Below are 13,292 nucleotides of genomic sequence, written 5' to 3' on the forward strand. Positions count from 1 at the left end.
TAGTGCTCGTCGCGGGAACAAGTGTTTCCCAAGTTGAAGCGAGTGATATTACTCCTGGAAGCGTCGGCTTAAAGGCGTTTGGAATCTTGCGCTTGCCCATCGCATGGGTTCCTGACTTCTTTGTTGTAAGTGGCACGGCGAGTCCCTCCCAGGAAGCCATCATTAGCGCTGGCGCGCTTGTTGGCTTGGGATCGCAGAGTCATGTGCTGGTTCGCTCTAGCGGAACGCGCGAGGGTATGGAGGAGCGAGGTGCGCTGGATAGTCGCCCGTGCTTGCTTTCTGATGTAGCCGCAACGATTGCAGCGATGGCGAAAAGTCCCACTTTCGAAGCGGAGCGCGACCGCCAAGTCGTTCATTTTGTAGTCCAGCGCAGACTGCAGCTGCGTGCAAAGGGCCATCTATCTAACGAGCGACGCCTATCAAGACATCCGCGCGACTGGCATGCGGAATTTGAGGGTGAAGCGCGTGAACTTGTTCCCGTTGGCGTACGCAGATGGCGGGATTCCTCTTCGGCTGAATCTCGAGCGCTGGCTTGTGATGCTAGGGCGGTGATACCTCGCTCGCTGCGAGCGGCGGCGGCTTGGTGCTCATCGCAGCGAGCACATATGGAGTGGGTTTGGGATGGAAGCGCTGTCTGGATTGTTCAACTTGATTATCTAGAGCCTAGGGCCGGCGTTCTCCCAAAATCTCTTGTAACAGAAGCTGCAGTTCCTGCTGTGGCTGGCGAATTGGAGATTTTCACGCGATCAAGCGCAGATCAGCTAAAAGTCTACAAGAAGCTTGCGAACGCGCGTCTCTATTCGACACTTGGCTACACCATGCCGTCGTTCTTCGTCTTGAACGACCAGGATGCAATCAATTCTATAGTCCGTGATGGGGTTATTCCGGACTCAGTGCGCCGTGATCTTGACGCCCTTTGCACTGCGCCGTTCGTTCTCCGCACTGACGCGACTGGTCTGGCACCAGAGCAGCGTCAAATGCTCCCGCGTAGCGACGAGCTAAGATCTGGTGCAGCTGCGGCTGAGTGGCTGCTTGGAAAATTTCGAAGCGATCTCAATAGCTTTAGCGATAAAACCAACCTAGCCTTAATCGGTCATCACTTCATTCCCGCAACTGCCTCTGCATGGTGCCTGGCTATGCCGGAAGAGAGGCGGGTGCGCATCGAAGCTCTCTGGGGTATTCCTGAGGGCGTCTACTTCTTCGCGCACGACGTATATGACGTGGATACGATGCACGTCGACCTATCAAAGGGTACGGCCGAAACATGCCAGATTCTGTCTGTTCGCGAACGCTACAAGGACAAGTTTGTAGCACCAGACAAGTCGGGTCGGTGGGTAGTTCATAGGACAGCGGAAGGCCCAGATTGGTCCAGAAGTATTCGTCTTGAATCTTGGGCCAAAGAAATAGCCTGGACGTCCAGAAGAGTCGCATCTGCCTGTGGATTCCCTGTTGTCGTGATGTGGTTTGTTGACGTTGCAAGGTCGGCGAGTCAGCACGCCGTAATGCCCTGGTACCACGAGCCATGGGAAAAGACGGAAGGCGCTTACAGAAAGGCGACTCCAAGGAAGAAGTTCCGAAACTCTGAAGTTCGAGAGATCCGCTCCCGGAAGGACTGGGAGTGCTTAATGCAAGATGTAAAGGGCGGCATTAAGGTCGAGCGCGTCACATTGGATCCAGACGAAGACGAGATTCTTCGTTCGAGGAAGCTCGTGGATGAGCTTGCTTCGCATGCACTAGATCACGGCTATGTAGTTGAGCTCAGCGGAGGGCTGTTGTCGCATCTCTTCTACATTCTGACCAAGAAGGGTTGCAGCGTTGAGTGTGTTGACTTGTTCGGAACAGATAAAGAGCAGGTTGAGTACAACAAGCTAGTTCGAGACAGAATTCCGGCGGATATCGAGAGTCGGGGTGAGCGCGTAGAGGTTGTTCAACTAGCAGGCGATGCGCTGATCGAAGCGATTAGACGGAAGATCATAGAAGAGGCTTACGAAGTAGCTGACGCAAAGTCAGTAGACGAGATCGCTGACGAACTGGCGGATGTTCGCGAAGTGATAGAGGCGATGTCGAAGGCGCTCGGCCTTTCGGAACATGAAGTAGCCGACCGCCAACGTCGAAAACGCGAGAAAAGGGGCGGGCTTGGCGGCTCGCTAATGCTAGTAAGGACATCTCTCTCCCCGGTTGTGAGCCCCGTGCTAGAAACTGGAGATCAGAAGCAAGTTCGAATTGTGTCCCGAGTGGAAGATCTGCCAAAGATGGATGAAGACTTTCACATCGATCATCGGGTTGATGCCGCCGGAGCAGCTGAGCGTCAGCTCACCATGACTTTGCCAGTCCAGTTTTCTGACTACTCGGCTGGAGAGCATCGGTTCGATCTGTCCACTGTCGAAGGCGATCGCCATGAAATGTTCTTCAATGCGAGGCTGGAGCGCAGTGGTGCGAGCCTTCGACTGAGGGTCAGGTTGACGAACGCTGCCTTGCAGCTGAGCCTTCCCTTTGGCGAAGCGCCTGACGCTTCCCAGGAGTAGGCGTGCGTAAATTGCCCGGGTTCGCTCGCTTCATGTATGGCTCACAGGGAAGGGAAACGTTGCCAAAGTACATCAACTCTTTCTTCGCTTCTCTTGAAGCATGAGTGGAATAGTAGAGTGAGAAGCTCAGCCCACTGGAGTCTTCATACAAGGACGCAATTGCTGGGCAGTCGTCATACGTGACTAGCCAAGGAGTGCGAAGTTTCTGAACGCGCTTCGCAATTTTCTCGTGATCCTTGGTCTCGTAGAAATTTCTATAGAGCTGCGCCCCTTTCTGATAGTAGGGGGGGTCAAAGTAAACAAGGCTCTGCTTTGGTAGTGTTTTCTTCAGTCTCTGGACTAGGTTGAGAGCGTCGACTCCGTGGAGCTCGATGTTGGAGCGGAGTTCCCCTATGCGCTCGATGCGCGTGGACAACTCGTCTTTATTGAATCGCGCATCGATCTTGTAGGGGCCCGACTGATCCTTTCCGCCGATGACCCCGCCCTGCAAGATTCCTGATCGGTTTGTGCGGTTCAAAAAGAACGCGGCAAAGCCAACCTCTAGAGTCGTATATGCGTTAGGCGAAGCAAGTATGCGCCTATGCTGTTCTCGTGCAGGCAACGTAATAGCGCAGCGGCGTAACTTGGCGATGAATCGGTGGGTGTCGTTAAGGACAGACCACCAAAAGGCGTGGATGGCCGGATCTGCGTCATTGATGATGATTCGATCTGCGTGCCCGTTTGTTAGCAGGTAGAGGGCCGCGCCAGCTCCTCCGGCATATGGTTCGACATACACGCCACCGTTGATAGCATTCGCGCGCATGACGTCGGCAAGCCAAGGGCCGAGACTGGCCTTGCCCCCTGGGTATCGTAGTGGCGTAGAAAAGGCCATGGCCTAGTGGGACTTCCTCGTGTCCAGTGCAGTGTACGGACTTGCTTGGGTGGCGGCCACAACACAAAAGCCGCACAAAGGGCTAGGTTCGCAATAGAGGGTGGCCGGGGCAGGTCCAATCTCTAGCTGCTCTCAAGCGCCGCCATTTCCTGAGCGAATGGCGCCAGCGCAAGGAATCGTACAGGTTGCGAATCCCTAAATTTTCTTCAACCTGACTTCGAGCGAGGCCAGCTTGGCCACGTCAACTGCAAAACCGTCCTTCATTACGTTGTGGATGGTCATCTTGAAGTTGGTCAGAAATTCATTGCTAAGCGCGGGGTTATTCTCGACCCAGTGCTTCCAGGGGTTGTGCGGTTTTGAGCCAGCTTTCACGAGCTGCTGAAAATCTTCATTCTTGTAGAACCGTTTAAAAATCTCGCGCGGCTTCTTGGTGCCAGTGTATGCCTCAAGCCGCTCCCCAAGATCAACACGACTGCCATTGATGGAGAATTCTCGAATCACCTCGGCTGCGGAGTTTGTGAATACATCTCGGGTGAACTGCAGGCCGTTCTTCCAAAAATCATGAGCCGCGGGAAGATTGTACAAATGCTCAAAAATCAGCTGATCGGGCGGAAGGCTGCCAGGAAGAATGACAATCGTCTTGTAGGCCTTGCCCGCCACTTGCGTAGCTTGGTCCGCATCCAAGCAAATGACGCTTCTTTCGGCAAACTCGGGAATGCGCTGCCGGATCAGGTTAATGTAGTTTGAACAGCCGAGCGCTATGTCAGGTAATGGTTTCGCGAACTTCTTTATTGGTTGCCTGATCATTAACGCATCAAACAAGTCCGCAGCCTCTGCATCCTCGAAATAAACGTTCGGGCTCGGTAAGGCAACGCCAGAAGCGGTGGAAATCGTCCTTGTATTGATGTCTGCGCTGATTTGCGACCATGACCAATCCTGCATCACTTGGACCTTGCCAAAGGTGTTGCTCAAATAAATGGTCTTGTACTTCTTCCTGAACTTAAGACTTAACTCGGATGCGTGCTCGATTAAGACCGGGGAGTGTGAAGTCATAACAACTTGTAGATTCAGCTCCTTGCACTCGCGGTCGAGCATCTTCAACAGATTCACTTGCGCTGTTGGGAACAACCCAGCATCGGCCTCATCTATCAGAAGCAGGCCGCCTTTGTAGTCTGCATACTCATCTTTGAGTTTCTTGAAGGACATCAATGCCAATACGATCTGTCCAGCGTTATCTTCCCCAGCAGAAACGGACTCTTGATCGTAGTTGTCGCCGTGCGCGACGGCTGAGCTAATGCTCCCTCCGGTGCCCGTGGCTAGGGTCGAGCTCCGATTGAGCAATTCATTGGTCAGGCCAATGAAGTTCTGTTTGTGTTCTTGTAGGTAGTCAAAGTCAATGACTTTGTAGTCTCTGTCAGCGATAGGAAAGAGACGCTTCAGGCTAAGGAAGATTGCCGGGTGCGTGAAATTTCTGCTCGCATTGCTCTTCCCTGTAGCGGTGCTGTTGTTTCTGACCACGGGTCTGGGCGACTTCCCGCGGCTCATCAGTTCAAGTTTTGCAGTCGCAGCTTCGTCGGTGTAGCCATCGAGCAGTTCGATGTTGACTGTCATGGAGCCAGGAACGTCAAACTTGTCCGAGATCCTGAAGTGTTCGCTGTACTGCGACTTGAATGCGCCTCCCGCAATCTGTCGGAAGGTGAGAGCGTCGCCAGTCACGTAGTCCTTGTCGAAACTAAAGATCTGTGCCGCTATGCCGAGAATGGACGACTTGGAAGTGCCGTTCTTTCCGCAAACGACCGTGACGTAATCGCCGAATTCGACTTCTACGTTGTTCAATGCACGAAACTTCTCGATTACCAACTTCTTCAGTTGCGTCTTCGACATCGTCCCCTTTTCCCCATGTTCCTGCTAGCGGCACGCGTTTCAGTCTGGCCTGAGCGCTCAGATAGTTGCGATATTCACGGTACATATTCTACGGGCGAGACGAGAGACAGGTTCGCTAAGAAAGGTTCCGGGTTCAATTTGATTAGCCATGAAAATGAACCCGGAACCTTTTCGGATCCATTTCGGATCCACCGCAGACCTGAACTAGCGGACGGGGCGTGTCACGACCGGCATCTGCCGCAAGAGCTTGTATAGCTTCTGTATATCCGAAGGATGCCCTTGCTTCTGGAACTGGCTGAAGATCAGGTACCCGAGAATTGAATTTCCTGTATCGCGACGTGCCACAAGTGTCAGCTCGCGCGCCGGATCCACCAGCATGTACTGGCCGCCCCAGCCGTCGGCCTGCACGGCGTTGAGCTCGGAGTTCAACCACCAGGAGTAGCCGAACCCGTCGTAGAACGGGTTCTGCGTGGCGGAATACGACGTGGTGCTCCTGGCTATCCACTCGGCTGAGACGACCCGCTTCCCGTTCCACACGCCCTTTTGCGCTACCAGCGCTCCAAGCCGCGCAAGGTCGCGCGCGCTCATGTGGATGCGATAGGTTCTGTAATCGGAGTCGGAGCCGCGATTGTCATAGATCACGTGCTCGCGGTTGAAGTCCTGCATGCCCAGGGGTGTGGCCAGCCAGGTATCGATGGCCTCGCCAATGGACAGCCCCGTCTTGCGTTCGAAGATGGCGCCCAGAACGTTGAAGTCCCAGTTGTTGTAGAAGAAGTTCGCGCCCGGCGCGAACTGGCCGCGCTGCGGGCGGCCTTCCTTGTTTTCTACCGTCTCCGCGCCAGAGGGCAGGTAGATGCCTGACCTGGCTTGAAGGAGGTGCTCGATGGTGGCTTGTTTCTCCGTCTGCGTGAGGGGCGTCCGGCTCTCGTCGATGCCTAGCGCTCCGAGCTTCTCGTTCACATCGATCAACCCGCGGTCGACCGCCACACCGAACAGCAGGCTGAGGATGCTCTTGCGCGCGGACGCCAGGTTCATGGGCGTGCCGACCTCCCCGTACTCCATCAGCACCGTTTCGCCGCGCAGCACAACGAAAGCATCGATGCCGTCCGCCTCGGTCCTTATGTAGTTCGTGAGCTTCTTCGCCTGCTCTGGAGGCAGCGGAGCTTGCGCGAGGGGGACGGGATGGGTGGCGGGTGCATCCCGGTCGATGAAGGGGCGAAGCCCCAGTACAAGCGATACCGCCAACGCTGCAAGTAGGGTGATGCCCAGGTACTTCAGGATGCGTCGCATGGATTGGCCCCCTGTCCTCCGTGACCGCCGGACCGTATCACTCGACTCGGCCGCCGCGACAGTGACCCGGGAAGGACGGGTGGTGAAAACAGGGGTCAGAGTGCACTTTCCTCAAGAACAAAGGGGACGGAGGCAATTAATCAGCAAATGCTCTGGACCTTTAGAGCTCCAGCCTCCAACCCCGACAGCTCCAACCCTCCACCTAATCGGGTCCAACCGTCGACCTCCAGGCGCGACGCTTCCACCCCAGCGACGCGAAGCCCGGACCTCCAAGCCCGGCGCTTCCACCCCAACCGGTTGAGCGTGGACCCCGCAAGCGCCACGCTTCGACCTTCCCAGGTCCAAGCGTCCACCTCAAAGCTCGGCGCTTGGACCCCAAGAGGTGCAAGCGTCGACCTCAAGCGATCGAACCGTGGACCCCGCGGGGTGCAACGTCCACGCGGCGGCCCAAAAAGAAACCCGGCGGAGCCGCTGTCGCCGCTGCCGCCGGGCCAAGGCCCCGGCGCGGTGGGCGCCGAGGCGGTGTCGCGTTAGGGGAGTGCGGCGCTCAGGCCGGTTCCGGTTCCGCCGCGCGGCGCTTGCGGGCGAAGCGCGCGGACAGTTCGCGCCGCGCGCTCTTGAGCGCTTCGCCCTTGCCGGACACTTCGAGCAGGCGATAGCCCTCCAGCGCGATCGCCATCATGTCGCTGCCCAGTGCCATCTCGGTGTCGTCGGCCTTCTCCACCAACTGATGCAGCTGCTGCAGGCGCGGGCGCAGCTGTTCCAACGCGGTGCGATCGGCCAGCGCTTCGGTCAGGCCCAGACTTGGCGGCACGATCTGCGGGTTGTTGGCGAGCAGCGTCAGCGTCTGCTCGCAGAACTCGCGCGACTTGGGTCCCATCTTCTTGATCTCCACGCGCTCGTCCGCCTGCAGTGCGACAAACGGGGTGAACACGCGCCGCAGCGTCGCGATGGCGCCGTCGAGGTCGGTGAGGTCCTGCTGGGACAGGGTCAACGAAATCAGATTCTGCATATGCAATCTCCGTTTGCTTGAGGAATGCCCGCCATGTGCGGACGAGGCAGGGTGGCGGAGATTGCCGCAGTAATCAGTCGGGGAATGCCGTGGTGTGGGGTAGGACTTTTCCTACAGTCGAAGTGGGGGCGAGTGAATGGCTCGGCATTTCGGCGTACGGCTATAGTTGGCCCTCGCGAACAGGACAAAGGAGGTCTCATGCGATCGAAAGTGACCGCACAGGCAATGGCTCGTGCAACCGGAAGCGGTGTTCTCGCGTTGGTCATTGCGTTCCCGTTGTTTGCCAGCCCTGCCAATGCCGCGGGGCGCGTGTCCTACCCCAAGGAACTGCACGGATTCTGGATTCCAGAGGGCGGCAACTGCCCGGCTCCCGGACAGTCATACGACGGGGACCAGATGATGGACATAACCGCCAGCCAGTTGCGTGGTTACGAAGAGGTAAGCAAGCCCACGAAGGTCACGCTGCTGTCCAAGGCGCCAAAAGCCTGGAAGATCGAATCACTGATCGATATCGGGCCGTCCGACAGGTATGAAAAGGACGTGCCTCGGATCTTCGTGCTCAACAAGTGGACGCTTGCGGCCGTGGACGAGGCCAACACCACGGTTTTCAAACGCTGCCAGAGCGGCCGATAGCTGTTTGAAACATCAATGACGACAACATGAGCGAGACGGAACTGCCTCACTATCGCCTGCTACAACTGGGCGCGCCCAACCGCAATGGCGTGCAGGGTAACGAGCCCTTCGAAACACTCGACGATCTAGTCACCCATCATCCCGGCGCAAACCGCAACGCGCGGGTCGTAGACGGTGTGCCTCAGCAGGTTGAGAACCCGCGGCGCCGTTCGTACGGCGTGGTGGGTGGCGAGATCCAGGAGATAGAAGTCGCGAGAACGGATGAGTACAGAGTACTCACTGATAGCCAGGTCCTGCTCGTCAAAGATTTCATCCTGGAGGACTCGCACCTCGTCAGTGGTGCCGCGGGCGTACGTGATGTAGACGTGCCTGCACCACTGGCGGGCTACATCGGTCGCGTCGACGCAGCCAATGGCGTCGTGGACATTCTGGACAGGCAGGGCGGTGAAGTAATCGCCAGGGCCCGGCATCTCAACCCGATTGCGGTCGAGGAGGGCGACTCCATCGAATACGGTCAGTCGCTGGGAACCCAGAATCGGCAAGGCCTTCCTGCCAACGCAGGCAAGCACGTCCACTTCGAAATCGATACGCGCTACTACCAGCAATACGAGAACTACGTTGACGACCTTGCCAGTGGCCGTCTTGCCATTGATGCAGATCGTCGAACGCAGGGCATCGAAGCCAGAGCCGTGGTGGATGACGGTGTCATCCGCATCGGCGAGTCGTCCGAGACGGTGCGTGGCATTCAGCGGGTTTTGAATGCAGAGGGGTATCGCGCGGCGGACAATCAGGCCATACCGATCGATGGGGTCTATCGCCTCTCGATGCAGGCGGCGGTGATCAATTACCAGCGAGCGCATGGTCTGACCCAGACGGGCGACCTTGATGCGGCAACCATCCAGCGCGCGCTACCGCGAATGCTGCCTCCCGAAGTCAATCAAGAACCGGGTGTCATTCCTCGCTACATGAATCCTCAGGGGAACGCACGTACCGATAATGGCGGCCGCCCGGTCGATCCGCTGCTGATCGAGGCCGAGCAAGCCGTTCGACGTCTGGAAGGACAGCTGGGGCGCAACTACGACGAGCACAGTGCGCGTATGAGCGCCAGCGCGGCTTGCCTGGCAAAGGAAAACGGCTTCACACGCATCGATCACGTTGTGTTGAGCCAGGGGACGGAGAAAGTTCGCGGCGGAGAGAATCTGTTCGTCGTGGAGGGCGCATTGGATAGTCCTGCACACCGCCTTGCCCACATGAGAACTGACGAGGCGTTGGCGAGGCCGGTCGACCAGTCACTCGCTCAGCTTCAGACCATGAGCGAATCGCAACCGCAACAGTCAACGCCACAGCCTGAAATGGCCGAACGCCAGCCCATGCGTCAGCCGGTGTTCGGTTGACTGCCAAATGTAGAGATCCCCGCGATCCCAGACAGGCTGACGAACAAAGGGGACGGAGGGAATTAATAATCCCCTCCGTCCCCTTTGTTGGTTGGTTGGACTAAAAAATCGCCCCGGTTGCCCGGGGCGATTTTCATAACGCGTGATTGGAGTGAATCAGTTGGTCTTGAGAGTCAGACCGTAGAACGACAGCAGCGGCAGCAGCGGCTGGTAGTAACTGTTTCCACCTCCGGTCTTGCCGGCCCGGCCCTTGCAGTTGCCGCTGCCGCCCGAGAGCACGCCTTGGCCCTGACCGGTACCGGTGATGAAGGAACCGCCAGAGTCGCCGCCTTCCGAACAGGCAGTGGTCTGGGTCAGGTTCACGATCGTCTCACCGCTCTGGTAATTGACCGTCACGTTCTTGGCCTTGATGGCGCCGCAGCGCCAGCCCGAGGTGCGGCCGGAACGGCAGATGGCCGCACCGACGGCGGCTTCGGTGCCGCCCGTCACGGTGACATCGCCGCTGCCCCAGCCGTACACGCTCGCCGGCTGCGTGTTGCCCGAAGCGACCTGGACCCACGACATGTCGGTACCGGAGCTCCCCGGATTCGGGAAGGTGGAGCCTTGGAACGTGCCGATCTGTGGGCCGAGCGTCCACTGCGGGCCGGTTCCTGCCGCGCCTTCCAGGTACACCGGTTCGCCCGCGTCGCCGCAATGGCCTGCACTGACGAAGCCCGGCGTGGTGCCCTTGGTGACGTTGAAGCCGATCGAGCAGGCGTAGAGGTAGCCGTCGCCCGGATTGCGCAGGTAGCCGAGGCCGCCCTGCAGCGTGGAACGCAGGCTCGGTTGCTCGTCCATGGTTACGAAGCGCACGGTCTGGGCGTCCGCGCCGCTGCGGGCGACGAAGTCGATGCCCGCCTGCTGGCCGCCATTACCGATGCCGATGACGACGCTGTTGCTCTCCACGTCGACGGTCCAGCTGTACACACCCTTGGGCACCTTGGCGCCTTGGGCGAGTATTTGATCGAGCCGGCCCCTGGACGCCTCCAGCTCCGCGAGGGTGTGGCGTGCGCTGCGGATCTCGACGCCCGCGGGTGCCTTTTGCGCGCCGATGGAGGTAGAGGCCACCACGAATTGGAAGTCGCCGTTCGCCTTGCGTTCGATCCAGCTGCCGGCGAAATGCGTGCCCTGTTGCTGCTGCATCGTGTTGGCCTGCTGCGACGCAAGGTGCTCGGTCTTGAGGTATTGCCCGAGCTGGGCATCGGTCAGGGCGAGGTCTCGCTTCATCGCCTGCTTGAGTGCGGGAGCGAGGTCGTCGTTCGCAGCGGAAGCGGGGGCACTGGCGGCAACCAGCACTATGGCGACGGCGAGCGGTGACAGGAGGACACGAACCTTGGAGAACGACTTCTGCATTTCGGAAGCTCCTCGATTGATGGCTGAAGGTGGTGACACGATCGCTTTGAACCAGCCTGGTTCGCCCCTGTTCGACCCGACGATCGTCGGCGGAAACTAGCACAGGATTTCGATGGGACTTGGCGCAATGCAGCAAGTGCAAAAGCGCTGACTTCTTCGAAAAACGCCTGCTCTTTCGAACAAAGAGAACGGAGGGAATTTGTAATTCCCTCCGTCCTCCTTGTCGCTTTGTCCTGTACTGCTTACGCAGCCATGACTAGCGGCCCGCGCCTGCGTCCGTTCTCGAAAACGGGGTCGGAGTGCCTTTTCCAGATTGCTTTTCCCCTTGGCCCGAGGACGTCTGCGCTGGGCTACTTCGGCGTAGCCGCCTTTCGCAATGACGTGTACTGCGACGAGAACAGGGGTCGGAGTCGACTTCCTGTTTCTTCGGCGAGGGAGCGGGGCGAGTGTGGCAGAGCTGCAAGCGACCTTGTTAGATCGCGCGCGTTTCCCATCAACGCCGTCACCACAACGCTAAACCGATTTTGAACGCGCACCAGACCCCGTTCGGAAGGTCTTGAAATTTTTCGCCGCGAACCTACTCCCGTTGCCGGACGGGCAGACCGTCCCTAGCCAATTGGAGACCTAGTCATGAACGAGATGATTCGTAATCCCCAGTGGCCCGCACAGGGTTCGATGAAGGATCCGGTCAAGCAGATCTTCGACCGCCTGTTCGAGGGGAGTCTGTTTCAGAACACCACCGACGAGTCGTCGGTTGTCACCAGCCAGTGGGTGCCGCGCGTGGACATCAAGGAAGAGGCCGATCGCTTCCTGCTGTACGCGGATATCCCGGGAGTCGATCCGCAGGACATCGAGGTGCAGATGGACAAGGGCCTGCTGACGATCAAGGGCGAGCGTCGCGAGGAGAAGGAGACCGAAACCGAGCGGTACTCGCGCATCGAACGACGCCACGGCGTGTTCCATCGCCGCTTTGCGCTGCCCGATAGCGCCGATCCGGAAGGCATCACGGCATCAGGCCACAACGGTGTACTGACGATCAGCATCCCCAAGCGCCCCGAATCCACCCCGCGGCGTATCCAGGTGGGTTCGGTGTTCAACTCGTAACGCATCCGCTGGAGGACACACATGGACGGAAACACTGAAGAAGCCATGTGCAGCCTGCAGGCGCAGGTACATGTCCAGGGATTGGCGCTGCGCGCACTGGTTGCCACGCACCCGGATCCCGCCGCGCTGCTCGCGGAGTGGCGGCAAATCCTGACCGACGCCGGCTCCGGGCCCGTCGCCGTTCACGAGCGCGACAGCGCGTACTTGGCCGAGCATTGCCGGGTTCGAGCGGAGGATTGGACGGCCGAGTTGGTCGAGCTGACGCTGCCGAAGCTTGCTGCCGACAAGGTTGTCGTATCCGGTGGCGGCGCTGTCTCGTTGCGGGATCCGGAGCACTGATGGGGAACGCTGCGCAATTGCGTAGCTGATGGGACGGGCGAAGGGGACGGAGGGTCCGTTCCCTTTGCCGAGAAGCAGGGTCAGAGTCGACTTTCTCTACTCTCGCCCAGAGGGCGCGTGACAAGAAGTGCGCTCTGACCCCTGTTTCCGCTCAGGGTTGGGCTTTTCGAAGCTGCCATTGGCGCCCCAGAAGCCGCTCCCCCGATTGGGGGAGCGTAAACCGCTTGCTCCGAACGGCAGCATTGAATATGATGTTCATCATATGAAGCGCGCCACCACCAGTTCCAAAGAAGCTACGCACGATCGCATCGTCGATGCCGCCGCACGCGCCATTCGCCGCAGCGGCTACAACGGCACCGGCGTCGCCGACATCATGAAGGCCGCCGGTCTGACCCATGGCGGCTTCTACGCCCACTTCCCATCGCGCGAGGCGATGCTCGCCGAGGCTGCCGACCGCGCCGGTGGTGAAAGCGTGGCGATGATGGAGCGCATCGCCGCCAGCTCGCCGCCGGGGGAGGCGCTCCCGGCCATGATGCGGGCCTATCTCTCCCAGGAGCACCTCGAAGGGATCGAATCCGGCTGTGCAACGGCTGCCCTTGGCTCGGAGATGCCACGCCAGGCGCCGGAGGTAAGGCGTTCCGCCACGCGCCGCATCAAGGAAATGATCGACCTCGTCGCTCGCCAGTCGGCCGATTGGGGGCAACCAGGCGCACACGAGCACGCCCTCTTCAGTGTCGCGACGATGGTGGGCGCTCTCGTCCTCGCGCGTGCTGTCGACGACCCCAAGCTTTCCGATGCGTTGCGCGAGGCAGCGCTAAAGCATCTCGTTCCCGCCCAGGACTGACCCA

Annotated in this window: 11 protein-coding genes; 6 read left to right on the top strand and 5 right to left on the bottom strand. The window is 58.9% G+C overall.

The annotated features are described in order from the left end of the window. Positions 1-305: 305 nt before the first annotated feature. Complete coding sequence (locus ACYVGK_RS15190) at positions 306-2,525, top strand: hypothetical protein (RefSeq protein WP_460735191.1); 2,220 nt, start codon at positions 306-308, stop codon at positions 2,523-2,525. Here the strand turns inward: ACYVGK_RS15190 and ACYVGK_RS15195 are convergent. The 4 genes from ACYVGK_RS15195 to ACYVGK_RS15210 all read right to left on the bottom strand — a co-directional run bounded on the left by ACYVGK_RS15195 (position 2,455) and on the right by ACYVGK_RS15210 (position 7,582). Next, positions 2,455-3,396, bottom strand: a complete 942-nt coding sequence (locus tag ACYVGK_RS15195) for a DNA adenine methylase (protein WP_460735193.1) — start codon at positions 3,394-3,396, stop codon at positions 2,455-2,457. The two genes, ACYVGK_RS15190 and ACYVGK_RS15195, sit on opposite strands and share 71 nt — an antisense overlap. A gap of 195 nt (positions 3,397-3,591) precedes the next feature. After that, positions 3,592-5,280 (bottom strand): AAA family ATPase, encoded by a 1,689-nt coding sequence (locus tag ACYVGK_RS15200; protein WP_460735195.1) that lies wholly within the window; start codon positions 5,278-5,280, stop codon positions 3,592-3,594. A gap of 204 nt (positions 5,281-5,484) precedes the next feature. After that, a complete protein-coding gene (locus ACYVGK_RS15205; protein ID WP_460735197.1) occupies positions 5,485-6,570 on the bottom strand; it encodes a serine hydrolase domain-containing protein in 1,086 nt (361 codons plus the stop codon). 547 nt (positions 6,571-7,117) lie between these two features. Further along, complete coding sequence (locus ACYVGK_RS15210) at positions 7,118-7,582, bottom strand: hypothetical protein (protein WP_460735199.1); 465 nt, start codon at positions 7,580-7,582, stop codon at positions 7,118-7,120. Positions 7,583-7,780: 198 nt separating this feature from the next. Between ACYVGK_RS15210 and ACYVGK_RS15215 the strand changes: the two genes are divergently transcribed. Further along, the gene (locus tag ACYVGK_RS15215) at positions 7,781-8,215 is read left to right on the top strand and encodes a hypothetical protein (protein ID WP_460735201.1); all 435 of its coding nucleotides are present in this window, start codon (positions 7,781-7,783) and stop codon (positions 8,213-8,215) included. Positions 8,216-8,241: 26 nt separating this feature from the next. After that, the gene (locus tag ACYVGK_RS15220) at positions 8,242-9,609 is read left to right on the top strand and encodes an XVIPCD domain-containing protein (protein ID WP_460735202.1); all 1,368 of its coding nucleotides are present in this window, start codon (positions 8,242-8,244) and stop codon (positions 9,607-9,609) included. Between the two features lie 156 nt (positions 9,610-9,765). On the opposite strand, the gene ACYVGK_RS15225 is transcribed toward ACYVGK_RS15220, so the two are convergent. After that, positions 9,766-11,001 carry a S1 family peptidase gene (locus ACYVGK_RS15225; RefSeq protein ID WP_460735204.1) on the bottom strand — a complete coding sequence of 412 codons (1,236 nt, stop codon included), beginning with the start codon at positions 10,999-11,001 and terminating at the stop codon, positions 9,766-9,768. 639 nt (positions 11,002-11,640) lie between these two features. Here ACYVGK_RS15225 and ACYVGK_RS15230 point away from each other — a divergent pair. The 3 genes from ACYVGK_RS15230 to ACYVGK_RS15240 all read left to right on the top strand — a co-directional run bounded on the left by ACYVGK_RS15230 (position 11,641) and on the right by ACYVGK_RS15240 (position 13,288). After that, entirely contained in the window at positions 11,641-12,105 is a 465-nt protein-coding gene (locus tag ACYVGK_RS15230) for an Hsp20/alpha crystallin family protein (protein ID WP_460735628.1), read from the top strand. A gap of 21 nt (positions 12,106-12,126) precedes the next feature. Continuing rightward, positions 12,127-12,444 (top strand): hypothetical protein, encoded by a 318-nt coding sequence (locus ACYVGK_RS15235; RefSeq protein WP_460735206.1) that lies wholly within the window; start codon positions 12,127-12,129, stop codon positions 12,442-12,444. A gap of 262 nt (positions 12,445-12,706) precedes the next feature. Beyond that, a complete protein-coding gene (locus ACYVGK_RS15240; protein WP_460735208.1) occupies positions 12,707-13,288 on the top strand; it encodes a TetR/AcrR family transcriptional regulator in 582 nt (193 codons plus the stop codon). Positions 13,289-13,292: the final 4 nt, after the last annotated feature.

It is taken from the genome of Lysobacter tyrosinilyticus, from assembly GCF_054779815.1.

Coding starts and splice junctions, on each gene's coding strand:
- ACYVGK_RS15190 (WP_460735191.1), top strand. CDS start 306: ATGGCGAAAAGTCCCACTTTCGAAGCGGAGCGCGACCGCCAAGTCGTT.
- ACYVGK_RS15195 (WP_460735193.1), bottom strand. CDS start 3,396: ATGGCCTTTTCTACGCCACTACGATACCCAGGGGGCAAGGCCAGTCTC.
- ACYVGK_RS15200 (WP_460735195.1), bottom strand. CDS start 5,280: ATGTCGAAGACGCAACTGAAGAAGTTGGTAATCGAGAAGTTTCGTGCA.
- ACYVGK_RS15205 (WP_460735197.1), bottom strand. CDS start 6,570: ATGCGACGCATCCTGAAGTACCTGGGCATCACCCTACTTGCAGCGTTG.
- ACYVGK_RS15210 (WP_460735199.1), bottom strand. CDS start 7,582: ATGCAGAATCTGATTTCGTTGACCCTGTCCCAGCAGGACCTCACCGAC.
- ACYVGK_RS15215 (WP_460735201.1), top strand. CDS start 7,781: ATGCGATCGAAAGTGACCGCACAGGCAATGGCTCGTGCAACCGGAAGC.
- ACYVGK_RS15220 (WP_460735202.1), top strand. CDS start 8,242: ATGAGCGAGACGGAACTGCCTCACTATCGCCTGCTACAACTGGGCGCG.
- ACYVGK_RS15225 (WP_460735204.1), bottom strand. CDS start 11,001: ATGCAGAAGTCGTTCTCCAAGGTTCGTGTCCTCCTGTCACCGCTCGCC.
- ACYVGK_RS15230 (WP_460735628.1), top strand. CDS start 11,641: ATGATTCGTAATCCCCAGTGGCCCGCACAGGGTTCGATGAAGGATCCG.
- ACYVGK_RS15235 (WP_460735206.1), top strand. CDS start 12,127: ATGGACGGAAACACTGAAGAAGCCATGTGCAGCCTGCAGGCGCAGGTA.
- ACYVGK_RS15240 (WP_460735208.1), top strand. CDS start 12,707: ATGAAGCGCGCCACCACCAGTTCCAAAGAAGCTACGCACGATCGCATC.